Raw genomic sequence first — 23,051 nt, forward strand, 5'->3', positions numbered from 1 at the left:
GCCGCTGGCGGTGGTCGTGCTCGACGCGGGCGCGCACCCGGTCGCCTTCGCGCGCGAGGATGGCGCGAGCCTGTTCCGCTTCGACATCGCCCGCGCCAAGGCGACCGGCGCGCTCGGCATGGATACCGACACCGCCGTGCTGGCCCAGCGCGCGCAGGGCAATCCGGCGTTCTTCCAGAGCCTGTGCGCCGCGCTCGACGGGCGCATCGCCTATTCGCCGGGCGGGGTGGTGATCCGGGCCGCCGATGGCAGCGCGATCGGCGCGGTCGGCATCAGCGGCGATACCGGTGAATGCGACGAGCAATGCGCCAGGGCCGGAATTGCGGCGGTGCTTCCCAAGGAGACTGTTTCGTGACCATTCGTCTGCGCAGCATCGAACTCGCGCTGCCCGATCCGGCGGCCGCTGCCGCTTTCATGACCGATGTCTGGGGCATGGCCCCGGCCGGGGTCGAAGGCGAGACGCACTATCTGCGCGGCTCGGGGACGTTCCCCTACCTCGTGGCCTTTGCCCGGTCGGAGCGGGAATTCGTCCGCTCGACGACCTTCGTGTGCGACGCGGACGATCTGGCCGCGATCGCGGCGAAGGTCGCCGCCGCGGGTTGGCCCGCGCGCGCTGTGACCTCCAGTGATCCGGGCGGCGGCGAAGGCTATGTGGTCGAACTGCCCGACGGCGAACTGCTGCGCTTCCTGGTGGGAGCGGGCGAAGTCGCGCCGATCGCGGGCGCGGACCTGCCGGTGAAGCTGACCCATGTCGTGTTCAACGCCAGCGATGCCGAAGCGAGCGGCCACGCGGTCGAGGACGTGCTGGGCTTCACCGTTTCGGACCGCACCAAGGGCATGGTCTTCGTGCGCTGCAACGACAGCCACCATTCGACCGCCTTTGCCCGCGCCGGGTTCGCCAGCCTCAACCACGTCGCCTTCGAGATGGCCGACATCGATGCGGTCATGCGCGGGATCGGGCGGCTGCGCGATCATGGTGCGGTGCCCGCCTGGGGGCCGGGGCGCCACGGCCCGGGCGCCAATGTCTACGCCTACTACATCGCCCCGTTCGGGCCGGTGATCGAATTTTCGACCGCGGTCGAGAAAGTGCCCGAGGACTACGTCGCGGGCGCGCCCGAGGACTGGACCTGGCCGCCCAACCGGATCGACCAGTGGGGGATCTCCGACAAGGATTTCGATGGCCTGCGCCAGGCCGAGGAGCGCTTCCGCTTCCACCGCGAGTGGGACGCCGAGCCACTGCACGTTTGACCGCCGCGCGGCGGTTGCGGGCCCGACCCGCAGCCGACCCGGCAGGGGAGAAGAAAGAATGACGAAGTACATCAGTTTCACCCGCCCCGATGGTACGTCGAGCTTCGGCCGGCTCGAGGGCGAAAGCGTTGTCGACCTGGGCGCGGTGGGCGCCGATGCCTTTCTCAAGGACGCGCTGGACGGCGATCTCGCCGCGCTCGCGCCGACCGGGACTTTCGCGCGCGCGGCCGTCACGCTGCTGCCGGTGGTGCCCAATCCGGGCAAGATCCTGTGCGTGGGGCTGAACTACGCCAACCACGTCGCCGAGACCGGCCGCGAGCAGAAGGAACACCCCGCGATCTTCACCCGCTGGGCCGACAGCCTGATCGCCGACGGCGCGCCGATGGTCCGTCCGCCCGAAAGCGAGCGCTTCGACTACGAAGGCGAACTGGCGGTGATCATCGGCAAGGGCGGCCGCCGCATCGCGCCCGAGAACGCCTGGGACCACGTCGCGGGCTATGCCCCGTTCAACGACGGTTCGATCCGCGACTGGCAGCGCCACAACATCCAGTTCACCCCCGGCAAGACCTGGCCCGGCACGGGCGGCTTTGGCCCGGCGATGATCCCGGCGGGCGAAGTCGCGGATCTGGGCGCGCAGCGCGTGCAGACCCGGCTCAACGGCGAACTGGTGCAGGATCAGCCGATCGCCGACATGATCTGGGATATTCCCACGGTCATCGCCTACTGCTCGACCTTCGTGGAGCTTCAGCCCGGCGACGTCATCGCCTCGGGCACGCCGGGCGGTGTCGGCGACAAGCGCAAGCCCGCGCTCTACATGAAGGCGGGCGACACGATCGAGGTCAGCGTGGGCGTGATCGGCACGCTGCGCAACCCCGTGATCGACGAGTAAGCCTTTCTTCTTCCCCTCAAAACTTCCAACAACCACCAAAAAACCATAAAATTTCGGGAGAAATACGATGAAGACCATTCGCAAGGTTGCGTTGCTGTCGGGTATCGCGCTGGGCGCGGTGGCCACCCCTGTCCTGGCCCAGGATGCCCCGGCTTCGGCCCCGGCAAGCCAGGCCGGGGAGGCGGGCGCGGCGCAGGGCAACGATGATGCCAACGCGATCATCGTGACCGCGCAGCGCCGCGCCGAGAAGGTGACCGAGGTGCCGATCTCGATCACCGTCGCCAGCGCCGCGCAGCTCGAACGCCAGCAGGTCAACACCGTAAACGACCTCGCGCGGATTGCCCCCAGTCTTGAAATCCAGGCCGCGCCGGGCCAGAACACCGGCGGCGGCGGCTCGATCCGCGGCATCGGCACGATGACCTTCTCGCCCGGCGCGGTCGCCGCGGTGGGGGTCGTGGTCGACCAGGTCAGCCAGGGCAACGCGAACATCTCGGACCTGTTCGACATTTCGCGCGTCGAAGTGCTCAAGGGGCCGCAGGGCACGCTGTTCGGCCTGACCACTTCGGCGGGTGTCATCAACATCACCACCAACGCGCCCGACTTCAACGCCTTCTCGGCGCGCGTGCGCACCCAGCTTTCGGGCGCGGGCACGGCGGGTTCGAAGTTCGGCAATCAGGTGGTCCAGGGCCTCGTCAACGTGCCGCTCGCCGACAATGCGGCGCTGCGCGTGTCGGGCGTGGCGAACCTGCGCCAGGGGGTGAACCGCAACGCGCTGACCGGCAAACTCAACGACAACGACCGCTACAGCCTGCGCGGCCGCTTCCTGTGGGAGCCGACCGACCGAGTGACGGTCAATGTGATCGGGGACTACGCGCATTCGCGCGCGAGCGACGGCGGGGACTTCTTCACTTTCGTCGCGGCCGACGACACCATCACCGAGGAACTCGCCAGCTGCGGCGTCACCGTGGGCGAGGGCAACCAGAAGTACTGCATGGACGACAGCTTTTCCTCGACCAGCAAGAACTACGGCGGCTCGCTCCAGGTCGATTACGAGGCCGATCCCTTCACGCTGACCTCGATCACCTCGCTGCGCCGCTCGGGTGAGACGGGCTATAGCAATTCCTCCGACGTGTTCCGCGCCGACACGCTGCCGATCAACGTGCGCAACGACGCGATCGACCGCCACATCGACCTGTTCACGCAGGAATTCCGCATCAGTTCGGCAAGCGGCGGGGTGATCGACTACACCGCAGGCGCGTTCTATTCGAGCCAGAAGCAGACCCGCGACCTCGAAGAGGTCACGGTGCGCTACTATGGCTATACCGTCGCGCAGAGCGATACGCCCGCGCTCACCATCAACGACGAATCGCTCGCCTTCTTCGGCCAGCTCACCGGCCACGTGACCGACGCCTTCCGGCTCATCGGCGGGGTGCGCTACACCACCGACCGGCTTTCGCTCGAAACCTATGACACCACCGGGGCGACCGACGGACAGGTCCACTACAACGCGGCGGAGTGGTCCTGGCGCCTTGGCGCGCAGTACGACATCGCCCTCGACACGATGGCCTACACGACCGTCTCGCGCGGCTTCAAGGGCGGCCAGATCGCGGTGCCGAGCGACGGGCGCGACCCCTACGTCGTGCTGCCCGAGATCCCGACCTCCTACGAAGTGGGCCTCAAGACCACGCTGTTTGGCGGCCTCGTTGCCGACGCCAGCCTGTTCTACATGAAGATCGACAACTTCCAGGCGCAGAGCTGCACGATCAATTCGTCGAGCGTGATCTCGTGCGACCAGAAGAACGTCAACGGGGTCAAGACGCGCGGCGCGGAGATCAACTTCTTCGGCAACGTGACCGAGGGACTTTCGCTCAGCACCGGGTTCATCTACGCCAAGGCGACCTACCCGAGCAACTATACCGGCACCGATGGCGTCGACATCGGCGGCACCCAGCTGGCCTATTCGCCGCGCTACAAGTTCACCCTCTCGGGCGAGTACGAGCATCCGGTGACCCAGAGCCTCAACGGCTTCCTCTCGGCCGATGCGGTGTGGAAGTCGCGCATCCGCTACGAAGAGAACTCGCTCTCGTCGACGACCTTCCGCCCGCACTGGATGGTCGGTGGGCAGCTTGGCCTGCGCACGGCGGACGATCGCTATTCGGTCGCGGTCTTCGTGCGCAACCTGTTCGACGTGCACGAACCCTCGCTGATGCAGTCGAGCTTCCCCTCGGGCGATGCCAATATCGGTGCGATCTACGGCCCCCAGTCGTACCGCAACGTCGGCATCACGCTCGATGCCCGCTTCTGAGGCGGCCAGCGCGGTGTCGGGTGCGCGCCCTGGCGACGGTTCCGGGGGCAACCCCGGAACGTCCACCGCGATGCCTTTCTCCGGCCTGCTCGCGCGCGAGCAGGCGCTGAGCGCGGCGATCAACGGCGTGCTTTCGGCGCTGTTCTTCGCGCTGATGTTCGGGTTGACGCCGCGGCTGCTGGCCAATGGCGCGCCCGATCACTTCGCGCGCGACTTTCTGCCGCAAGGGCTGATGGTCGCGCTCATGGGGGCGCTCGTCCCCGCGCTGGTGGTGCGCGCGAGGCTGCGCCGCGAGGGACGCCTGGCCCGCGGCGCCGGACCCGATGCGGGCGCGATTGCGCGCGCGGTGGGGCTCAGCGTCCTGGGCGGCCTTGCCAGTGGCGGGGCGCTGTTTGCGCTCGCACTGGTCGGACCTTATGCCATGATGCCGCTCTACCCGGCGCTGCTGTTGAAGATCGTCTATGGAGCGGTGCTGGGCACGGCGGTGACGCGCGCGGCGCTCATCGCGCTTTACGCCGGGCGGGTCGGAACGGACGAGGCTGCCGGGCGGGGCGATCAGGGAGACACACGATGAACGATGCGATCCGCGCGCTGGGCGCGCGCCTTGGCCCCGACGTGGTGGGCGCGGTGCGTGCGATCTATGCGCTCGAGCAGGAAGCGCTGGCGGCCAGCCTCGCTCCGCTGCTGCGCGACGGTGCCTACGGGCCCGATCCGCGCCATCGGCTCGATCTGTACCGCACCGGGGATGACGCCGCGCCGCCGCGCCCGGTGCTGCTGTTCGTCCACGGCGGCGGTTTCGTGCTGGGCGACAAGGGCGGCGCGACGCCGCAGGACTGGCAGAATGCGCATGTCGGGCGCTGGGCGGCGCGGCTGGGGTTCGTGGGCGCGGTGATGAACTACCGCCTCGCGCCCGGTGCCACGTGGCCTTCGGGCGCCGAGGATGTCGGCGCGGCGGTGGCCTGGCTCAAGGCCAACGTCGCCGAATTCGGTGGTGATCCGGCGCGGATCGTGCTGATGGGGACTTCGGCCGGGGCGACCCACGTGGCAGGCTATATCGACCGCTTCGCCAGCCACGCGAGCGATGTGCGCGCGGCGATCCTGCTTTCGGGGCTCTACGGCTACGAGCCGCTCGAAGCGCGCGACGAACGCTATTACGGCCCCGCTGCGGGTTACGCCGAACGCTGCCCGCGCGCGGGGCTGGTGGCGACCGAGTGCCCGCTGTTCATCGCCTGCGCGCACTTCGATCCCGCGCTGTTCCAGGCCGAGTGGCTGGGCCTTCTGGCCGAGCGCAAGGCGCGGCGCGGCGCGCTCGACTGGGGGCACCTGGCCAACGGCCACACGCATTATTCGCTCCCCATGCATCTGGGCACCACGGACCGCACGCTGAGCGCCGACCTCGAAGCCTTCCTGGCCGACCACCTGACGAAAGAGACCACCGATGACGATTGATCGCCGCCGTGCGCTGGCGCTGGGCGCCCTTACCCTGGGCGGTGCCACTATGCCCGGCCTCGCCGCCGCGCAGGGCCGTTCGCGCGCACGCTTCCCCAAGGGCTTCGTGTGGGGCAGCGCGACGGCTGGTTACCAGGTCGAAGGCAACATGCTGGGTGCGGACCTGTGGCAACTCGAACAGAACAAGCCCACGGTGTTCATGGAACCCTCCGGCGATGCCTGCAACAGCTTTGAATTGTGGGCGCGCGATCTCGACATCGTGCAGGCCATGGGGCTCAACGCCTACCGCTTCAGTGTCGAATGGGCGCGGATCGAGCCGGTCAGGGGCCAGTTCTCGCTGGCCATGCTCGACCATTACAAGGCGATCGTCGCGGGCTGCCACGCGCGCGGGCTGAAGCCGCTGGTGACCTTCAACCACTTCGTCGCGCCCTTGTGGTTCAGCGCGCAGGGCGGCTGGACCCACGCCGATGCGCCCGCGCTCTTCGCGCGCTATTGCGACAAGGTCGCGCGCGCCTTCGGGGCCGACATCGCGATGGCGATGACGCTCAACGAACCCAACATCCTGCTCATGCTCGAACGGATGCTGCCCCCGCCGGTGTGGGACATGCAGGCCGCCTGCCTCGATGCGGCTTCGGCCAGGCTCGGCGTGCCGCGCATGGTGACGGCCAATGTCGCGCGGCGTTCGGACCTGCCCGCGCTCACCCAGGGAATGCTCAAAGGCCACCGCGAGGCGCGCGCCGCGATCAAGGCGGTATGCCCCGATCTTCCGGTGGGGGTCACGCTCTCGGTCGCCGACGAGCAGGCTTCGGGCAAGGATTCGCTGCGCGACACCGTGCGCGCCGAGCGCTACGGGGCCTGGCTCGAGGCGGTGAAGGGCGACGATTTCGTCGGCGTGCAGAACTACGAGCGCGCGGTGTGGAACGCGCAAGGCCACCTTCCGCCGCCCGAGGGCGCGGATCTCAACTGGTCGGGCACCGAAGTCTGGGCGCCCTCGCTGGCGGGCGCGGTGCGCTACGTCCACGAGGCGACCGGGCTGCCGATCCTGGTGTCCGAGCACGGCGTTGGCACCGACGACGACACCTTGCGCGCGCGCTTCATTCCCGCCGCGCTTCAACACCTGCACGCCGCGATGGACGATGGCGTGCCGGTGCTCGGCTACGTCCACTGGTCGCTGCTCGACAATTTCGAGTGGATCTTTGGCTACAAGCCGCATTTCGGCCTGTGCACGGTCAACCGAGAGACCTTCGAACGCACGCCCAAGCCGAGCGCCTCGGTGCTTGGCGCGATCGCCCGCGCCAACGCGGTGTGATCCGAAAAGCCCTCCCGTTCGCGGGGGAACGGGAGGGCTTTTCGCTGGTCGAACCGGGGGCCCTGCGCGAAGGGGGCCGGTTCAGACGTAGTCTTCGGTGTCGATCGTGCCGCGCATCCCTTCGGGATAGCGGTGGCCGGTGACGCTGTGCTGGTTGATGAGATCACCCGCGCGGGCCAGCACGTCGGCGGGCAGGTTCAGCGCGGCGGCCGCGTTGTTCTCGTCGAAGTGGGCGATCGAGCGGGTGCCGGGGATGGCGTGGACATGGCTGCCTTGCGCCAGCACCCAGGCGAGCGCGAGCTGCGCGGGCGCGACGCCTGCTTCGGCCGCCAGCGCGTTGAAGCGCTCGATCAGGCTGAGATTGCTCGGCCAGTTCTCGGGCAGGAAGCGCGGGTGGCTGCGCCGCAGGTCCTTGTCGGTCAGGGTGGCGGGATCTTTGAGTTCCCCGCCCAGAGCCCCGCGCGCGACCGGCGAGAAGGCGACGAGCGCGATGCCCAGCTCCTTCGTGGTGTCGAGCACGCCCAGTTCGACGTTGCGCGTCCAGAGCGAATATTCGGTCTGGACCGCGGCCATCGGGTGCACCGCATGGGCCTCGCGGATATGCGCGGCGGACCATTCGGACACGCCATAGGCCCTGATCTTGCCCGCCTCGATCAGGCGGGCCATCGCGCCCACGCAATCGGCCACGGGGATCTTGGGGTCGTAGCGGTGCATGTAGAACAGATCGACGTGATCGGTGCCCAGCCGCGTGAGGCTGCCCTCGATCGAGGCGGTGATCGCCTCGGGGCTGCAATCGATCCCGCGCCGCGCGCCATCGACGATGATCCCGGTCTTGGTGGCGAGGAAGAATTCCGCGCGACGGTCCATGATCGCGGCGCCCAGAATTTCTTCCGAGACGCCCTTGCCGTAGATGTTGGCGGTGTCGAAGTGGTTGCAGCCGGTGTCGAGCGCGTGGCGGAACAGGGCCTCGGCATCCGCCCTTTCGGGCGGATTGCCATAGGCCCAGGCCACGTTCATGCAGCCGAGCCCGACCGGGTTCAGCGCCTTGCCGTCAATCGTGCGGGTAGTGGTCAAGACCAGCCGTCCTGTTGTTCCAGACTGGTGGCGAGTTCGCCGATCACGCGGTAGCAGTCAAGCACCTTGCCGACCGACGAGTTGGGCTCGCGGCCTTCGCGGATCGCGGCGACGAATTCGCGGTCCTGCAGTTCGATGCCGTTGTTCGAGACGGTGACCCCGGTGAGGTCGATCGCTTCCTCGCGCCCGTTCACCAGATCGTCGTAGCGCGCGATGTAGGTCTCGCTGTCGCCGATGTAGCGGAAGAAGGTGCCGAGCGGACCGTTGTTGTTGAACGAGAGCGAGAGCGTGCAGATCGCGCCGGTCTCGGCCTTGAGCTGGATCGACATGTCCATCGCGATGCCCAGCTCCGGGTGCTTGGGCCCCTGCAGGACGTTGGCCGCGACGATCTTGCCCGACTGGTAGGCGAACAGGTCGATGGTGTGCGCGGCGTGGTGCCACAGCAGGTGGTCGGTCCACGACCGCGGCTGGCCCTTGGCGTTCATGTTCTTGCGGCGGAAGAAGTAGGTCTGCACGTCCATCTGCTGGACGTTGAATTCGCCAGCCTGAATCTTGTTGTGCACGTACTGGTGCGAGGGGTTGAAGCGGCGGGTGTGGCCGACCATGCAGACGAGGCCGGTTTCCTGCTGCTTGGCGACGACCGCCTCGGCATCGGCCCAGCTGTCCGACAGCGGGATCTCGACCTGGACGTGCTTGCCCGCGTTCATGCAGGCGATCGCCTGCTCGGCGTGCATCTGGGTGGGGGTGCACAGGATCACGGCGTCGACGTCGGGCATCGCGAGCACGTCGGCAAGGTCGGTGCCCGAGTGGGGCGCGCCGTACTTGGCAGCGACTTCGGCGGCCTGGTCGGCGTTGCGCGAGATGACCGAGGCGATTTCGACGCCGTCGATGTTCCTGAGGCCGTCGAGATGCTTTTCACCGAAAGCACCGGCGCCTACGAGAGCGATACGCATGGGGAAACTCCTTGGTGTGTTCTGGCAAGTGAGCGGGGCGCCGCCGGGTTTGTTCCCGCAAACGCCCCGCTTGCGGATTTCAGATGGCGCCCTGGGCGGCCGCGTTGGTGCCTTCGAGCGTGGTGCTGGGCGGTACCGAGCCATCCACCGGTTCGAGCACGATGTGGCCGAGCGCGGTGTTGCTGACCGGCACGTGGTAGTGCCGGTGCAGGCATTTCGTGCTCTTGCCCAGCGCGCCGCGCATGATCAGCCACATGACCATCTCGATCCCTTCCGAGCCGGTCTCGCGCAGGTATTCGATGTGCGGGATCTGGCGCAGCTCGTCGGTCTCGCCGATGAGCTTGTCGAGGAACATGTTGTCCCAGTCGCAGTTGATGAGCCCCGCGCGCGGGCCCTGGAGCTGGTGGCTCATGCCGCCCGTGCCCCAGACCTGGACGTTGAGGTCCTCGGGGAAGCTGGCGACCGCGCGCGCGATCGCCTCGCCCAGCGCCCAGCAGCGGTTGCCCGAGGGCGGCGGATAAGTGACGACGTTGACCGCGAGCGGGATGATCTTGCACGGCCAGGCATCGACGTGGCCGAACATCATCGAGAGCGGCACGGTAAGCCCGTGGTCGACTNAGTGACGACGTTGACCGCGAGCGGGATGATCTTGCACGGCCAGGCATCGACGTGGCCGAACATCATCGAGAGCGGCACGGTAAGCCCGTGGTCGACTTCCATCTCGTTGATGATGGTCATGTCGAATTCGTCGAGGATGAGGCTCTGCGCGACGTGCCAGGCAAGGTCGGGGTGGCCTTCGACCACCGGCACGGGGCGCGCGCCGAAGCCTTCGTCGGCGGGGGTGTAGCTTTCGCCGCAGCCGATCGCGAAGGTCGGGATGATCTTCATGTCGAACGCCGAGGCGTGGTCGTTGTAGACCAGGATCACGACGTCGGGCTTTTCGTCCTTCATCCACTGGCGGGTCCAGTCGAACCCGTCGAAGGCGGGCTTGAAGTAGTCCTCGCCTTCCTTGTTGTGGTCGAAGGCAAAGCCCAGGACCGGAATGTGGCTACAGCCGACACCGGCGGTAATACGGGCCATCAACGCTTCTCCCGGATCGAACGAACCCCTTCGGGCGAACGGCCGCCAGCCATCATCATGGCCTGGTATTCGGGCACGCTCATGCCGGTCATCGTCGAGACCGCCTGCACGAAGGAGAGGCCATCGGTCGAAAAGACCTTGGCCATGAAATAGATGTTGCCGCCAAGGTCGAGCAGGCGGTTGTAGTCGCGGTCGAGCACGGCCTGTTTCTGGTCCTCGGTCATCGGCCATTCGTCGATGTAGGCGCGTTCGTCGGCCAGCCAGCGCTGGCGGTTTTCGGGCTTCATCAGGCTCATCGCGAACTGGTTGAGGTGATAGCCCTGGCGGGCGCGTTGCGCGGTGTAGACGCGCGTGCCCGGAATGTCGTCGAAGTCCGCGAGATACTCGTGGATGTCCTTGGGGCCGGCCATGGTAAACTCTCCCTCTGGGTCCGGTTGGGCGCGCGGTCGATGCCCCGGTTGGCGGGGTTCCGGGCCGCGCGCCGGGTTATCAGAGACCGCGCGCCTTGAGCTGGGCGTCGAGGCGCGGGAAGACCTTGCGCACGTTGCCCTCGAAGATCGCGTGGCGTTCCGCGTCGGTGATGTCGAGCGCGTCGACATAGCGCTTGGTGTCGTCGAAATAGAAGCCCGTCTGGGGATCGATGCCGCGCACCGCGCCGACCATTTCCGAGCCGAACAGGATGTTCTTGTTGTCGATCACGTCGGCCAGCAGGTTGATCCCCGGCTGGTGGTAGACGCAGGTGTCGAAAAACACGTTGTTCATGATGTATTCGTCGAGGCTGGGCTTCTTGAGCATGTCCGCCAGGCCCCGGTAGCGGCCCCAGTGGTAGGGCACCGCGCCGCCGCCGTGCGGGATGATGAAGCGCAGGTTCGGGAACTTGGCAAACAGGTCGCCCTGCATGAGCTGCATGAAGGCGACGGTATCGGCCGCGAGGTAGAAGCCGCCGGTGGCGTGCATCGCGGGATTGCACGAGCCCGAGACGTGGATCATCGCGGGCACGTCCAGTTCGCACATCGCTTCATAGATGGGGAACCAGTACTCGTCGGTCAGCGGCGGATGTTCGAAGTGGCCGCCGCCCGGATCGGGGTTGAGGTTGCAGCCGATGAAGCCCAGTTCCTCGACGCAGCGCCGCAGTTCCTTGACCGAGGCGGAGAGGTCCGCCTTGGGGCTCTGCGGCAGCATGCACACGCCCGCGAAGGTTTCGGGGAACATCTGCGTCACGCGGTAGATCAGGTCGTTGCAGCGCATCGCCCATTCGGCCGAGACCGCCTGATCGCCGACGTGGTGCGCCATCGCCGAGGCGCGCGGGGAGAAGATCGTCAGATCCGCGCCGCGTTCCTTGATCAGCTTGAGCTGGTTGTCCTCGATCGTCTGGCGGATTTCCGCGTCGGTGATCTCGGGGTAGGGCGGGGGCGTGGTGCCAGCCTTGAAGGCGGCCTTCTGCTCCTCGCGCCAGGCGTCGTGGCCCTTGGGCAGGACGGTGTAGTGGCCGTGGCAGTCAATCACGAGCGACATGGCTCAGTTCTCTCCCTTGGATGTCTGCGAAGTGTGGATCGCGGCCAGCTTGGCCGGGAAACCGGACGGGGGCGGGTTGATGGCCAGTTCGCCCAGCTCCTGCTGGCGGCGCACGGTGCCATCGGTCATCAGCGGTTCGATGCCCAGGTCCCGCAGCATCGCGGCGGCCTCGGCCATCTCGGCCGAGCGACGCCGGCCGTGGACCAGCATGCGATCGAGATTGTAATCGGCGCGCTCGAACCAGGAATCGCGCTTCTCGCTGGCGTCGAGCGAGGCGAGCACTTCCTCGGCGACGCCCTCGGCCTCGGCCGCGAGCATCATCTCGGCGGTCAGCGCCTCGAGCCCCTTGACCATGACCGAGCGGGTCAGCTTGATCGCCGAGGCGCGGCCCACGCTTTCGCCCACGATCGCGGTTTTTTGAAAGCCGAGCGCGCCGAGCGCCTCCTGCGCCTCAGCCGCATCGGGCCCGGCGATGTTGAGCGGCACGGCCAGGCGCGCGGGGTTGACCGGGGCCATGATGGCGACGTCGACGTAGCGCTTGCCTGCCGCGGCAAAGGCCTGGGCGGCGGCGCGCTTGGTGCCCGGCGCGACCGAATTCATGTCGCAGAACAGCGCTTCGGGCGCGATCAGCGCGGCGCACTGGCGCGCGACCGCGAGCGCCTGGTCGGCGGTGACGAGCGAGAGGACGAGGCTGGCCCCGCCCAGCACCTCGGCCAGCGAGGGGGCGCTCTCGACCCCGATCCCGGCCATCACGGCGGTGCGATCTGCGGCGATGTCGAAGGCGCGCGCGCGCCATTCGCCGGCGCGGGCAAAAGTCGACCCGGCCTCTCCGAAGCCGATGAGTGCAAGCGAACTGGACATGACGCCACCCTGCCGACCGGCGCTGCGGGGCGCTAATCGGAACTGGCTGTCCGATATAACCTTTGTCTAATCGTTGCGAATTGGGCTCAGTCTTCGATCTCGCCCGCGGCGGCGAGGAGATCGGCGAAAAACTCCTCCTGAACCGTCGTCGGGCGCAGCGACTGGCGGGTCGTCATGCCGATAACCCGGTGCAAGCTGTCGGGCAGGCGGGCCAGCTCGCACAGCCACCCCGCTTCGAGTTCGACCTGGACCTGATCGCGCGAAAGCAAGGTGAGCAGGTCGGAATCGATCATCATCTGGCGGATCATCATCACCGAGCCGGATTCGAGCGGGATCGCGGGATGCTCGCCCTGTTCGCGAAAGTAGTGGTCGAAGCTGTCGCGCAAGGGGCCGCGCGCGGGCAGGCAGAACGGGTAGCGCGCCAGTTCGCGCGCGCCCGGCCGGGTTCCGGCGAGCGGGTGGCCGCGCCGGGCGAGGAACACCGGCACGTCGCTGAACAGCGCGCGCTGTTCGAGGTCGGTCTCGACCAGCGGGTTGCGCAGCGCGCCGACCATCACGTCGAGCGCGCCCGAACGCAGCGGCTCGACCAGTTCCGCGCGCGAGCCTTCGACGATCGTCAGGCGCACCTGCGGGCGTCGCGCCATGAACCGGGCGACCGCGGCGGGCAGCACCCGCGCGCGCGACAGCGGCATGGCGCCGATCGCGATGCGGCGTGTCTCGTGCCCGCGCAGCGCGGCGATCTCGGACAGCCCGGCCTCCAGTTCGACCACCGCGAGGCGAAACTCGCGCGCGAACTGGGCGCCGGTCTCGGTCATCACCACGAACTTGCCGCGCCGCGCGACGAGCGGACGGCGCAGCGCGAGCGCGAGGTCGTTGACCGCGCGGTGGATCGAGGGGAGCGAGAGCCCGGTAAGCTGGCTGGCGCCAGCGTAGCTGCCGCTGTCGGCCAGCGCGAGCAGCGCGCGCAGGCGCGACATGGTGACGTGGGGGCTGCGCACGTGGGTCAGCGCGGCGGCGATGCGGGCGTGCAGGATCGTTCCGGCGCTGGTCGGCACCATCCCGTCGTGGCGGCGTTCGAAGAGCGGCACACCGAGCGCGGCCTCAAGCCGTCCCAACGCCTGTGTTATCGCGGGCTGGCTGAGGTTCACCGCGCCCGTCGCCGCGCTGACGGTCCCCAATTCGGCAATTTTGAGAACCGCGCGAAGATGGCGCAGGTTCAGCTCCCAGATGTCCATGCGCCCATCATTAGCCAAAACCAATGGCGATTGCCAAAGTTCTCTTTCCCCCTTGGCCTGCGCGCGCCCATGTGAGGGACACGAAAGTCATAAGCCATGAAGAGGAGTGCTGCCATGAGCGGTGTCGTCGTCCAGAACATCGAACGTGCCGATCAAGACGTGATCGACGGTCTTGCCGCCTGCGGCGTGGCCACCGTCCACGAGGCGCAGGGGCGTACCGGCCTGCTCGCCAGCTACATGCGCCCGATCTATTCCGGCGCGCGCATCGCGGGCTCGGCCGTCACGATCAGCGCGCCTCCGGGCGACAACTGGATGGTCCACGTCGCGATCGAACAGCTCAAGGAAGGCGACGTGCTGCTGCTCGCGCCGACCTCCCCGTGCGAGGACGGCTACTTCGGCGACCTTCTGGCCACCAGCGCGCAGGCGCGCGGCTGCCGGGGCCTCATCATCGATGCGGGTGTGCGCGACGTGCGCGACCTCACTGAAATGCAGTTCCCGGTCTGGTCCAAGGCGGTCTACGCGCAAGGCACGGTCAAGAACACGATCGGTTCGGTCAACGTGCCGGTGGTCTGCGCCAACTGCGCGGTCAATCCGGGCGACGTGATCGTGGCCGACGACGACGGCGTGGTCTGCGTGCCGCGTGAAAAGGCCGCCGAAGTGCTCGAAAAGGCGCGCGCGCGCGAAGCCAACGAAGGCGAAAAGCGCGAGAAGCTGGCCGCCGGCGTGCTGGGCCTCGACATGTACAAGATGCGCGAGCGCCTCGAGAAGGAAGGCCTCAAGTATGTCTGAGGCGCCTGCCCCCGCACGGGGCGGCAAACAGGACAGCGCACCTGTCATGTGGATGCGGGGAGGGACGTCCAAGGGGGCGTACTTCCTCAAGGAGGACCTGCCCTCCGATCCGGAGCTGCGTGATGCCTTCCTGCTGGGCGTCATGGGCTCGCCCGACCCGCGCCAGATCGATGGCATGGGCGGCGCCGATCCGCTGACCAGCAAGGTCGGCGTGGTGTCGAAGTCGGAGCGCGAAGGGGTGGATGTCGAATACCACTTCTTCCAGGTCTTCGTCGACCAGGCGCTGGTCTCCGACGCGCAGAACTGCGGCAACATCCTGGCGGGTATCGGCCCCTTTGCGATCGAACGCGGGCTGGTCGTGCCGACTGGCGATGAGACGCGGGTGACGATCTACATGGTCAACACCGGCCAGGTCGCGGTCGAGACGGTGCAGACGCCCGGCGGCAAGGTGACTTACAAGGGCGCGGCCGCGATCGACGGCGTGCCCGGCACCCACGCGCCGATCCCGGTCGAATTTCGCGACACCGCAGGCTCGATGTGCGGTTCGCTGCTGCCCACCGGCAAGAGCGTGGAAGAGGTCAACGGCGTGGCCGTCACGCTGATCGACAACGGGATGCCCTGCGTGGTCATGAAGGCCAGTGACCTTGGCATTACCGGTTACGAGAGCCGTGAGGAACTCGACGCCGACACCGCGCTCAAGGAAAAGGTCGAGGCGATCCGCCTGGCCGTGGGTGAGCGGATGAACCTGGGCGACGTCAAGGACAAGTCGGTCCCCAAGATGTTCCTGGTCTCGCCGCCGGTGAACGGCGGCGCGATCAACACCCGCTGCTTCATCCCGCACCGCGCGCACGCGACGGTGGGCGTGCTCGCGGCAGTGACGGTGGCGACCGCCGCGCTGCTCGAAGGAACGCCCGCGGCCGAAGTCGCGACGATCCCCGAAGGCGCGCGCAAGACGCTTTCGGTCGAACACCCGACGGGCGAAATGAGCTGCGTGCTCGAAGTCGACGAAGGTGGCTCCGTGACGAGCGCCGCGCTGCTGCGCACCGCGCGCAAACTGATGGATGGAGAGGTCTATGTCTGATCGTATCAAGTGCTGGCACGACGCGCCGGGCAAGCCGGTCTTCGTGCCGCCTGCGGGTGCGATCGACGCGCACTGCCACGTGTTCGGCCCGATGGGCGAATTCCCGTTCAGCCCCAAGGCGAAGTATCTGCCGCAGGACGCCAGCCCCGAGATGCTCTTCGCGCTGCGCGATCATCTGGGCTTTGCGCGCAACGTCGTGGTCCAGGCCAGCTGCCACGGCACCGACAACGCGGCGACGCTCAACGCCATCGCCAGGTCGGGTGGCAAGGCGCGCGGTGTCGCGGTGGTCGATCCGGACATCTCGGAGGCGGACCTGCTCGCGCTGCACGAAGGCGGGATGCGCGGCATCCGCTTCAATTTCCTGAAGCGCCTGGTCGACAACGCGCCCAAGGACAAGTTCCTCGAAGTGGCCTCGCGCCTGCCCGAAGGCTGGCACGTGGTGATCTACTTCGAGGCCGATATCCTGGAGGAACTGCGCCCGTTCATGGACGCCATCCCCGTGCCGCTGGTGATCGATCACATGGGCCGTCCCGACGTGACGCAAGGGCCCGACGGCGCCGACATGAAGGCCTTCCGCTCCTTCCTCGACAGCCGTGAGGACATCTGGTTCAAGGCCACCTGTCCCGAGCGTCTCGACGCGCGCAAGGAAGGCGGCATGGGCGATCCGTGGGACAATTTCGCCGCCGCGGTCGCTCCGCTGGTGGCCGATTACCAGGACCGCGTGCTGTGGGGCACCGACTGGCCGCACCCCAACATGCAGGACGAGATCGCCGACGATGGCCACATCGTCGACATGATCCCGCGTATTGCGCCAACGCCCGAGCTTCAGCACAAGCTGCTGGTGGCCAACCCGATGCGACTCTACTGGCCCGAAGAACTCTGAAGGGCCGCCCCTCGCGCGTGTCGCGAAGGGCTTGAAAGACCCCGTCGGCCCTGCGGCTGGCGGGGTCTTTCGCGTATAAGCGCTATACCTTGGCGGCCTTTCTGCACGCGCGTGCAATGGTCGCGGTGCGCGACAGCCGCGGTAATCGGCGATTTTGGCGGTCAAGAATATCTCGGCGCCAGCGGATGGATGGGCGCGATCCCAAGAAATTGATTGGACACGAGACTGCCCCCGGCCTGACAGTCCCGCCCGGAGCCTCAGGACCGCTCGTGCGACATCAGGTCGTGTGGCTGGCCACGTGAAGGAAAAGGGAGAGAGAATGTCGCGCCATCATGAAGCCGGATTTATGACCGGTGTTTCCTTGTTGTTTCCAATCACCTTGACGACGATGGCGATCGTGCTGCTGACGCCGATCATGCCCAATCTGATGGCGCAGTTCGCCGACGTACCCAATCACGAATACTGGGTGCCGATGATCCTCACGCTGCCCTCGCTGTGCGTGGCCTTCCTGTGCCCGCTGGCGGGCATGCTGGGGGACTACTTCGGGCGGCGCCGGTTGCTGCTGTTCTCGTTCTTCCTTTACGCGGTGGTGGGCGTGGCGCCGGTGTTCCTCACCGACCTCACCCATATCCTCATCTCGCGTATCGGCGTGGGCGTGGCCGAGGCGCTGATCTATGTGCTCTCGACCACGATGATCGGCGACTATTACAAGGGCGCGAGCCGCGACACGTGGCTCGCCGGGCAGACCGCGTTCGCCTCGATGTCGGCGCTGCTGTTCATGGTCGTGGGCGGGTTCCTGGGCAATTTCGGCTGGCAGACGCCGTTCTGGGTCTACATCTCGGCGCTGGTCATGTTCGCGCTGGTGTTCAAGTTCACCTGGGAGCCGCAGAACGACGCGCACCCCGATGACGAGGCCGAGCACGCGCCGCACAATTTCTCGTGGGAAGGCTTCCCCTGGGCGACGATGGCGATGATCGTGGGCATCACGATCTACGGCTCGATCTTCTTCTACACCGTGCAGATCCAGGCGCCGAGCGGGCTGGCGGCGCTGGGCATCGCCAATCCGGGCGAGCGCGGGCTGCTCACCGCGATCGCCAGCGTGGGCGTGCCGCTGGGCACCTTCTTCTACTCGCGGCTCGGCTCGAAGTGGCCGGTCGGGCGCCTGCTGCTGCTCGAATTCGCCCTGCTCGCGATCGGCTTCGCGCTGATGGGCAAGGCGGGCGCGGTGGCGGGCTTCCTCGTCGGCTGCTTCATCAACCAGGTTGGCGCGGGGCTGCTGCTGCCTACGCTGCTGGTGTGGTCGATGTCGATCCTCAAGTTCGAGTTCCGCGGCCGTGGCACGGGCTTCTGGCAGTCGGCCTTCGCCTTCGGGCAGTTCCTCTCGCCGGTCGTGGTGACCTACGCAGGCAGCAAGAGCGGCGGGCTGCTGGGCGCCTTCATGGTGCTTTCGGTCGGGGCGCTGGGCGGGGTGCTGATCGCGCTCTTCGCCGGGCGCACGCGCGGCGTCAGCGCCGCGAGCGAGCCTGCGGTAAAGGGCGCCAAGGCGCATGGCTGAGCGCCTCGCGGGCCGCATCGCGGTCGTTACCGGGGCCAGCAACGGTATCGGTGAGGGGATTGCGCGGATTTTCCGTGCGGAAGGGGCGAGGGTTATCGGCGTCGACCGCGCCGGGGCCGACCACGCCTGCGACCTCACCGACGAGGCGGCGACCAACGCGCTCTTCGCCGCGATCGGGGCCGAGCATGGCCGCATCGACATTCTCGTCAACGCGGCCGCCTTTGCCCACTTCGCGTGGATCGAGGAGATGACCTATGCGCAGTGGAAGACCACGCTGACGGGCGAGCTGGACATCGTGTTCCTGCCCACCCGCGCGGCCTGGCCGTTCCTCAAGAAGAGCGGATCGGCGGGCTTCGGGGCCAGCGTCATCAACTTCGCCTCGGCCAACGCGCACCATGCGCTCGAAGGGTCGGCCGCGCTCGCGCATTGCGCGGGAAAGGGCGGGGTGCTCGCGCTCACCCGCCAGCTGGCGATGGAAGGCGCCGAACACGGCATTCGCGCCAACACCATCGCGCCCGGTTTCATCAAGACCGCCGCGACCCTGCGCCACCTCGAGGCCGAGCCCGCGCTCGAACGCCAGGTGCTGGCCAAGAACATGCTCAAGATCCTGGGCGAGCCCGAGGACATCGCCTGGTGCGCAACCTGGCTCGCCAGTTCGGAGAGCCGCTACGTCACGGGCTCGGACATCTCGGTCGATGCCGGGGCAACGGCCTGGTGAGAGGCTGAGCGCTCGAAAGCGCCAAACGAATAGGGCCCGTCCGGCATGGCGCTGGACGGGCTCTTTTTGTTTGGCTGGCTGCAGGCTGCCTTAGCTGCCGTCGGTAATCAGCGTGCCGCCGTCGACGACGAGGTTCTGGCCGGTCACAAAACCGCCCGCAGGCGAGGCGAGGAACACCGCGGTGCCCGCGATTTCCTCGGGAGTGCCGGGGCGGCGCAGCGGGGTCATGGCCATGCGCCGGGCCATGAACGCCTCGTCGGCGAGCAAGGGGGCGGAGAGTTCGGTGGCGATGAAGCCGGGCGCGATCGCGTTGACCCGAACGCCCTTGGGGCCCCACTCGACCGCGAGATTGCGCGCCAGCTGTGCGACCCCGGCCTTGGACAGCGCGTAGGCGTTGATCCGGCCGTTGCCGCGCAGGCCTGAAAGGCTGGAAATCAGGATCACGCTGCCGCCCCCGCGCGCGGCGATGCGTGGCAGCGCGCGGTTGCACAGGCTGACCTGGCTGGTGAGATTGATCGCCAGCACGCGCGCGTAATCCGCCATGTCGAGCTCGGCGAAGGGGCCGGGCTTGCCGGTGATCCCGGCGTTGCAGACCAGGATGTCGAGCCCGCCCAATTCCGCCTCGGCGCGCGCCACCAGCGCGTCGAGCGCGGCCTCGTCGGTCACGTCGCAGGCCTGGCCGGGCATGCCCAGCTCGGCCGCGACGCGCGCGGTGTCCGCTGCGTCCTCGCTCGAAATCACCACGCGCGCGCCCTGCGCGATGAGCCCTTGGGCTACCGCGCGACCGATCCCGCGCGTGGAACCGGTGACGATCGCGCTCTTGCCCGAAAGATCGAACATCAATGGTCGGCGTTGGCCGCATTGTAGCGCGCGTCGACCTGTTCTGGCTTGGCTTCGTCCAGCGGCACGCCGTTGTGGAGGTAGGCGGGGGCCTCGATCAGGATGAAGGCGATGCGCGTCACGTCGTCGGTGGGGTTGCGCCACAGGTGGTTGGTGCCGCGCTGGACGATGATCCCGCCTTCGTTGATGATCTTCTTGACGCCGTCTTCCAGTTCCAGCTCGATCGCGCCCTTGAGCACGATGCCGTAGTCGATCGAATTGGTGCGGTGCATCGGGCTTTGCGCGCGCGGCAGCATGTCGACGATGCGGATCACCGAGCCGCCGTTGAGCGTGGTGCCCGCCGGGCGCTCGCGCCCGTCGGTCTCGTCGTTGTTGTCGGCCGGGACCGTCTCGGTGGTCCAGATGGTGAGCATCGCGGCGTCGCCCGAGGCGACCATCTTTGGCGCGGAGATGTCTTCGCTGCGAAAGCGGGCGCGGCCGTTCTCGTCGTGGCCGGTGACCACGCGCTGGACGCCGGGCAGGCCCGAATCGGAAAGGACGGTATCGCTCATGCCTTGACTACCTTCTGCTCGAGGGCGCCGAACGGCGCGCGGCCGTCGGGCAGGTGGGCTTCCATGCGCACCGTGTCGCCGTACTTCATGAACTGGGTGATCGGGCTGCCGGTGTCGACGACTTCGATCCCGCGCCGCTCGGCGATGCACGAGGAGCCGACTTCGCGGTAGGTCTCGTTCGAGACCGTGCCCGAGCCGATCACCGTGCCCGCAACCAGGTTGCGCGTGCGCGCGGCGTGGGCGACGAGCTGGTCGAAGCCGTGGCTCATCGCCTTGCCAAAGGCGTTGCCGAACGGCTTGCCGTTCCACTCGACGCGCAGGTTCGCGGCGATCTGGTGCTCGTCCCAGGCCTCGCCCAGTTCATCGGGGGTGATCGCAAAGGGCGCCATGCCACACGGCGGCTTGGCCTGAATCCAGCCAAAGCCCGATTTCATCTCGGGACCGGCGAGCTTCCTGAGCGACCAGTCGTTGATCTGCACCAAGAGGCGGATGTGCTTGCCCGCCTCGGCCGCCGGGGTCCCGGCCCGAACCGCATCGGTGATGATCCCGAATTCGCCCTCGAAGTCGATGAACAGCTCTTCGTCGACCATCGGGACATCGGCGAGCGGGGCGTAGAAGGTGTCCGACACGCCCTGGTACATCGGCGGCCAGTCGGGCTTGAAGGGCTCGATCCCCAGCGCCTTGTCCATCAGCGCGCCGTGGCTGGGATAGACCGAACCGTCGAGCCACTGCCACGCGCGCGGCAGCGGGGCGAGCAGGTCGGCAAGGTTGAGCGCTTCGGGAAATTCGGTGATCGCGCGAAGCTGCGGCTCGGCTGCGTCCCAGTCTTCCAGCGCGCCCTGGAGCGTCGCGATCGGGGCCTTGGCGTAATGCGTGCCATCGGGCGATACGACGATGAGCTGGCCATCGGGGGTTACGGTGTTGAGGGTCGCCAAGCGCATGGTCTGTCTGTCTCCCGGTATCTTGTCTAAGCAATGCCGTGATCCTGCGGCTAGCGAAGCCTCCGGGCCACAACAACGGCATAGGATCGATAGCGATCCATCGATAACATGCGATGGTGGCTCCTCCCCATCCGGCGCTAGTGCCAGCTCATGTGATGTGACGCAGTGTTTACGGGAGAAATACGAAATGGCGCAGTGGCTCAAGCGAGGGGCGACGGCAGAAGCGAAGCGGGATGCGGATCGCAAGGTGCGCGACATCGTGGAAGCGGCGCTGGCCGACATCGAGGCGCGCGGCGATGCGGCGGTGCGCGAGATGTCGATCAATTTCGACAAGTGGGACCGCGATGACTACCGGCTGACCCAGGCCGAGATCGACGCCTGCGTCGACAGCCTGAGCGCGCAGGAACGCAAGGACATCGAGTTCGCGCAGGCCCAGGTGCGCAACTTCGCGCAGGTCCAGCGCGAATCCATGCTCGACGTCGAGGTCGAGACGCTGCCCGGCGTGGTGCTGGGCCACAAGAACATCCCGCTCGGTTCGGCCGGCTGCTACGTTCCGGGCGGCAAGTACCCGTTGCTCGCCGGTGCGCACATGTCGGTGATTACCGCCAAGGTCGCGGGCGTGAAGCGTGTCGTCACGTGCGCGCCGCCGTTCCAGGGCCAGCCCGCGCGCGCCATCGTCGCCGCGCAGGCGCTTGCGGGCGCGGATGCGATCTACGCGCTGGGCGGTATCCAGGCGGTCGGCGCGATGGCCATCGGCACCGCCTCGATCGATCCGGTGGACATCATCGTGGGGCCGGGCAACGCCTTCGTCGCCGAAGCCAAGCGCCAGCTCTACGGCCGCGTGGGCATCGATCTTTTCGCCGGTCCCACCGAGACGCTGGTCATTGCCGACGCGATCGGCTGTGATCCCGAGATCGCCGCGACCGACATCCTGGGCCAGGTCGAGCATGGCCCCGACAGCCCCGGCGTGCTGCTCACCAACTCGGAGAAGTTCGCGCGCGAGACCATGGCCGAGATCGAGCGCCTGCTGCAGATCCTGCCCACCGCCGACCACGCGCGCAAGGCGTGGGAGACTTTCGGCGAGGTGATCGTCGCCGACAGCTACGAGGAGATGGTCGAAGTCGCCGACGAGATCGCCTCCGAGCACGTCCAGGTGATGACCGCCGATCCCAGCTACTTCCTCGACAACATGACCAACTACGGCGCGCTGTTCCTGGGCAGCCGCACCAACGTCGCCTATGGCGACAAGGTCATCGGCACCAACCACACGCTGCCTACCAAGAAGGCGGCGCGCTACACCGGCGGCCTGTGGGTCGGCAAGTTCCTCAAGACCTGCACCTACCAGCGGGTCGAGAGCGACGCGGCCTCGGCGCTGATCGGCGAATACTGCTCGCGTCTGTGCGCGCTCGAAGGCTTTGCCGGGCACGGCGAGCAGGCCAACATCCGCGTGCGCCGCTTCGGCCACCGCGATGTGCCTTACGCCGGGCAGGCCGAGCCCACGCCCGAGACCGCGGCGTAAGCCACACCAGCAAGGCTGCACCCGGCCAGAAGGGTGCGGCAGGGCCGGGCCTCTCCCTCGCGGGAAGGTCCGGCCTGCGGCGTCTCGAAGGCCCTGCGACAAAGGGGCGATGGCGCCGGTGACGATGCGACACGATGACGAGAGGATACGCCATGACCCTGCCTTCGACCCCGAGCCTGCGCCTTGACGGACGGCGCGCGCTGGTGACTGGCGCCGGGCGCGGGATCGGCCTTGCCGCCGCCGCCGCGCTGGCCGA

The 23,051-nt window shown here is 67.6% G+C and carries 22 protein-coding genes and 1 pseudogene; 13 read left to right on the top strand and 10 right to left on the bottom strand.

Annotated elements, in window-relative coordinates; all coding sequences use genetic code 11:
- The 7 genes from MTR62_RS13585 to MTR62_RS13615 all read left to right on the top strand — a co-directional run.
- The coding region (locus MTR62_RS13585; protein ID WP_244021777.1) for a GlcG/HbpS family heme-binding protein at positions 1 to 355 on the top strand (355 nt) is incomplete at its 5' end.
- Between the two features lie 2 nt (positions 356 to 357).
- Complete coding sequence (locus MTR62_RS13590; protein WP_244021811.1) at positions 358 to 1,248, top strand: VOC family protein; 891 nt, start codon at positions 358 to 360, stop codon at positions 1,246 to 1,248.
- Between the two features lie 58 nt (positions 1,249 to 1,306).
- Complete coding sequence (locus tag MTR62_RS13595) at positions 1,307 to 2,137, top strand: fumarylacetoacetate hydrolase family protein (protein ID WP_244021779.1); 831 nt, start codon at positions 1,307 to 1,309, stop codon at positions 2,135 to 2,137.
- A 67-nt stretch (positions 2,138 to 2,204) separates the two neighbouring features.
- A complete protein-coding gene (locus tag MTR62_RS13600; protein ID WP_244021782.1) occupies positions 2,205 to 4,442 on the top strand; it encodes a TonB-dependent receptor in 2,238 nt (745 codons plus the stop codon).
- A complete protein-coding gene (locus tag MTR62_RS13605; protein ID WP_244021784.1) occupies positions 4,429 to 5,016 on the top strand; it encodes a hypothetical protein in 588 nt (195 codons plus the stop codon). The genes MTR62_RS13600 and MTR62_RS13605 overlap by 14 nt, the downstream gene beginning before the upstream one ends.
- On the top strand, positions 5,013 to 5,891 hold the full coding sequence (locus MTR62_RS13610) for an alpha/beta hydrolase (RefSeq protein WP_244021786.1): 879 nt from the start codon (positions 5,013 to 5,015) through the stop codon (positions 5,889 to 5,891). Before MTR62_RS13605 ends, MTR62_RS13610 begins: the two co-directional genes overlap by 4 nt.
- Complete coding sequence (locus tag MTR62_RS13615; protein WP_407672686.1) at positions 5,881 to 7,200, top strand: family 1 glycosylhydrolase; 1,320 nt, start codon at positions 5,881 to 5,883, stop codon at positions 7,198 to 7,200. Before MTR62_RS13610 ends, MTR62_RS13615 begins: the two co-directional genes overlap by 11 nt.
- Positions 7,201 to 7,281: 81 nt before the next feature.
- Here MTR62_RS13615 and MTR62_RS13620 read toward each other — a convergent pair whose 3' ends face one another.
- From MTR62_RS13620 to MTR62_RS13650, 7 genes and pseudogenes are all read right to left on the bottom strand, one after another.
- A complete protein-coding gene (locus MTR62_RS13620) occupies positions 7,282 to 8,274 on the bottom strand; it encodes an aldo/keto reductase (RefSeq protein WP_268739859.1) in 993 nt (330 codons plus the stop codon).
- Positions 8,271 to 9,227, bottom strand: coding sequence for a Gfo/Idh/MocA family oxidoreductase (locus MTR62_RS13625; RefSeq protein ID WP_244021788.1), 957 nt, complete (start codon positions 9,225 to 9,227; stop codon positions 8,271 to 8,273). The genes MTR62_RS13620 and MTR62_RS13625 overlap by 4 nt, the downstream gene beginning before the upstream one ends.
- 79 nt (positions 9,228 to 9,306) lie before the next feature.
- Positions 9,307 to 10,307, bottom strand: a pseudogene (locus MTR62_RS13630) (DODA-type extradiol aromatic ring-opening family dioxygenase).
- Positions 10,307 to 10,717 carry a protocatechuate 4,5-dioxygenase subunit alpha gene (gene ligA / locus MTR62_RS13635; protein WP_244021790.1) on the bottom strand — a complete coding sequence of 137 codons (411 nt, stop codon included), beginning with the start codon at positions 10,715 to 10,717 and terminating at the stop codon, positions 10,307 to 10,309. The pseudogene MTR62_RS13630 and the gene ligA overlap by 1 nt, the downstream one beginning before the upstream one ends.
- Positions 10,718 to 10,796: 79 nt before the next feature.
- Positions 10,797 to 11,822 carry an amidohydrolase family protein gene (locus MTR62_RS13640; RefSeq protein WP_244021792.1) on the bottom strand — a complete coding sequence of 342 codons (1,026 nt, stop codon included), beginning with the start codon at positions 11,820 to 11,822 and terminating at the stop codon, positions 10,797 to 10,799.
- Positions 11,823 to 11,825: 3 nt separating this feature from the next.
- Entirely contained in the window at positions 11,826 to 12,683 is an 858-nt protein-coding gene (locus MTR62_RS13645) for an NAD(P)-dependent oxidoreductase (RefSeq protein ID WP_244021794.1), read from the bottom strand.
- A gap of 86 nt (positions 12,684 to 12,769) precedes the next feature.
- Complete coding sequence (locus MTR62_RS13650; protein ID WP_244021795.1) at positions 12,770 to 13,918, bottom strand: LysR family transcriptional regulator; 1,149 nt, start codon at positions 13,916 to 13,918, stop codon at positions 12,770 to 12,772.
- Between the two features lie 114 nt (positions 13,919 to 14,032).
- On the opposite strand from MTR62_RS13650, the gene ligK reads away from it, so the two are divergent.
- The 5 genes from ligK (at position 14,033) to MTR62_RS13675 (ending at position 18,944) form a co-directional block, all read left to right on the top strand.
- Complete coding sequence (gene ligK / locus MTR62_RS13655; protein WP_244021797.1) at positions 14,033 to 14,707, top strand: 4-carboxy-4-hydroxy-2-oxoadipate aldolase/oxaloacetate decarboxylase; 675 nt, start codon at positions 14,033 to 14,035, stop codon at positions 14,705 to 14,707.
- Positions 14,700 to 15,788, top strand: a complete 1,089-nt coding sequence (locus MTR62_RS13660) for a 4-oxalomesaconate tautomerase (RefSeq protein ID WP_244021799.1) — start codon at positions 14,700 to 14,702, stop codon at positions 15,786 to 15,788. Before ligK ends, MTR62_RS13660 begins: the two co-directional genes overlap by 8 nt.
- Positions 15,781 to 16,671 carry an amidohydrolase family protein gene (locus tag MTR62_RS13665; protein WP_244021801.1) on the top strand — a complete coding sequence of 297 codons (891 nt, stop codon included), beginning with the start codon at positions 15,781 to 15,783 and terminating at the stop codon, positions 16,669 to 16,671. The genes MTR62_RS13660 and MTR62_RS13665 overlap by 8 nt, the downstream gene beginning before the upstream one ends.
- A gap of 346 nt (positions 16,672 to 17,017) precedes the next feature.
- Entirely contained in the window at positions 17,018 to 18,226 is a 1,209-nt protein-coding gene (locus MTR62_RS13670) for an MFS transporter (RefSeq protein ID WP_244021802.1), read from the top strand.
- Positions 18,219 to 18,944 carry an SDR family NAD(P)-dependent oxidoreductase gene (locus MTR62_RS13675; protein ID WP_244021803.1) on the top strand — a complete coding sequence of 242 codons (726 nt, stop codon included), beginning with the start codon at positions 18,219 to 18,221 and terminating at the stop codon, positions 18,942 to 18,944. Before MTR62_RS13670 ends, MTR62_RS13675 begins: the two co-directional genes overlap by 8 nt.
- A 90-nt stretch (positions 18,945 to 19,034) precedes the next feature.
- Here the strand turns inward: MTR62_RS13675 and MTR62_RS13680 are convergent, their stop codons facing one another.
- The 3 genes from MTR62_RS13680 to MTR62_RS13690 are packed head-to-tail and all read right to left on the bottom strand — an operon-like array spanning position 19,035 to position 21,276.
- Positions 19,035 to 19,784 carry an SDR family NAD(P)-dependent oxidoreductase gene (locus MTR62_RS13680; protein ID WP_244021804.1) on the bottom strand — a complete coding sequence of 250 codons (750 nt, stop codon included), beginning with the start codon at positions 19,782 to 19,784 and terminating at the stop codon, positions 19,035 to 19,037.
- Entirely contained in the window at positions 19,784 to 20,335 is a 552-nt protein-coding gene (locus MTR62_RS13685) for a cupin domain-containing protein (RefSeq protein WP_244021805.1), read from the bottom strand. Before MTR62_RS13685 ends, MTR62_RS13680 begins: the two co-directional genes overlap by 1 nt.
- Positions 20,332 to 21,276, bottom strand: a complete 945-nt coding sequence (locus MTR62_RS13690; protein WP_244021807.1) for a fumarylacetoacetate hydrolase family protein — start codon at positions 21,274 to 21,276, stop codon at positions 20,332 to 20,334. The genes MTR62_RS13685 and MTR62_RS13690 overlap by 4 nt, the downstream gene beginning before the upstream one ends.
- A gap of 187 nt (positions 21,277 to 21,463) precedes the next feature.
- On the opposite strand from MTR62_RS13690, the gene hisD reads away from it, so the two are divergent.
- Entirely contained in the window at positions 21,464 to 22,795 is a 1,332-nt protein-coding gene (gene hisD / locus MTR62_RS13695; RefSeq protein ID WP_244021809.1) for a histidinol dehydrogenase, read from the top strand.
- The last annotated feature ends 256 nt before the right edge of the window (positions 22,796 to 23,051 follow it).

This window comes from Novosphingobium organovorum (genome assembly GCF_022832435.1).
Lineage (GTDB): Bacteria > Pseudomonadota > Alphaproteobacteria > Sphingomonadales > Sphingomonadaceae > Novosphingobium > Novosphingobium organovorum.

What these genes read in the sequence shown, in the direction of transcription:
- ligK (WP_244021797.1), top strand. Translation starts at nt 14,033, where the DNA reads ATGAGCGGTGTCGTCGTCCAGAACATCGAACGTGCCGATCAAGACGTG.
- MTR62_RS13690 (WP_244021807.1), bottom strand. Translation starts at nt 21,276, where the DNA reads ATGCGCTTGGCGACCCTCAACACCGTAACCCCCGATGGCCAGCTCATC.
- MTR62_RS13665 (WP_244021801.1), top strand. Translation starts at nt 15,781, where the DNA reads ATGTCTGATCGTATCAAGTGCTGGCACGACGCGCCGGGCAAGCCGGTC.
- MTR62_RS13660 (WP_244021799.1), top strand. Translation starts at nt 14,700, where the DNA reads ATGTCTGAGGCGCCTGCCCCCGCACGGGGCGGCAAACAGGACAGCGCA.
- ligA (WP_244021790.1), bottom strand. Translation starts at nt 10,717, where the DNA reads ATGGCCGGCCCCAAGGACATCCACGAGTATCTCGCGGACTTCGACGAC.
- MTR62_RS13610 (WP_244021786.1), top strand. Translation starts at nt 5,013, where the DNA reads ATGAACGATGCGATCCGCGCGCTGGGCGCGCGCCTTGGCCCCGACGTG.
- MTR62_RS13645 (WP_244021794.1), bottom strand. Translation starts at nt 12,683, where the DNA reads ATGTCCAGTTCGCTTGCACTCATCGGCTTCGGAGAGGCCGGGTCGACT.
- MTR62_RS13640 (WP_244021792.1), bottom strand. Translation starts at nt 11,822, where the DNA reads ATGTCGCTCGTGATTGACTGCCACGGCCACTACACCGTCCTGCCCAAG.
- MTR62_RS13670 (WP_244021802.1), top strand. Translation starts at nt 17,018, where the DNA reads ATGACCGGTGTTTCCTTGTTGTTTCCAATCACCTTGACGACGATGGCG.
- MTR62_RS13675 (WP_244021803.1), top strand. Translation starts at nt 18,219, where the DNA reads ATGGCTGAGCGCCTCGCGGGCCGCATCGCGGTCGTTACCGGGGCCAGC.
- MTR62_RS13605 (WP_244021784.1), top strand. Translation starts at nt 4,429, where the DNA reads ATGCCCGCTTCTGAGGCGGCCAGCGCGGTGTCGGGTGCGCGCCCTGGC.
- hisD (WP_244021809.1), top strand. Translation starts at nt 21,464, where the DNA reads ATGGCGCAGTGGCTCAAGCGAGGGGCGACGGCAGAAGCGAAGCGGGAT.
- MTR62_RS13595 (WP_244021779.1), top strand. Translation starts at nt 1,307, where the DNA reads ATGACGAAGTACATCAGTTTCACCCGCCCCGATGGTACGTCGAGCTTC.
- MTR62_RS13625 (WP_244021788.1), bottom strand. Translation starts at nt 9,227, where the DNA reads ATGCGTATCGCTCTCGTAGGCGCCGGTGCTTTCGGTGAAAAGCATCTC.
- MTR62_RS13685 (WP_244021805.1), bottom strand. Translation starts at nt 20,335, where the DNA reads ATGAGCGATACCGTCCTTTCCGATTCGGGCCTGCCCGGCGTCCAGCGC.
- MTR62_RS13600 (WP_244021782.1), top strand. Translation starts at nt 2,205, where the DNA reads ATGAAGACCATTCGCAAGGTTGCGTTGCTGTCGGGTATCGCGCTGGGC.
- MTR62_RS13615 (WP_407672686.1), top strand. Translation starts at nt 5,881, where the DNA reads ATGACGATTGATCGCCGCCGTGCGCTGGCGCTGGGCGCCCTTACCCTG.
- MTR62_RS13650 (WP_244021795.1), bottom strand. Translation starts at nt 13,918, where the DNA reads ATGGACATCTGGGAGCTGAACCTGCGCCATCTTCGCGCGGTTCTCAAA.
- MTR62_RS13680 (WP_244021804.1), bottom strand. Translation starts at nt 19,784, where the DNA reads ATGTTCGATCTTTCGGGCAAGAGCGCGATCGTCACCGGTTCCACGCGC.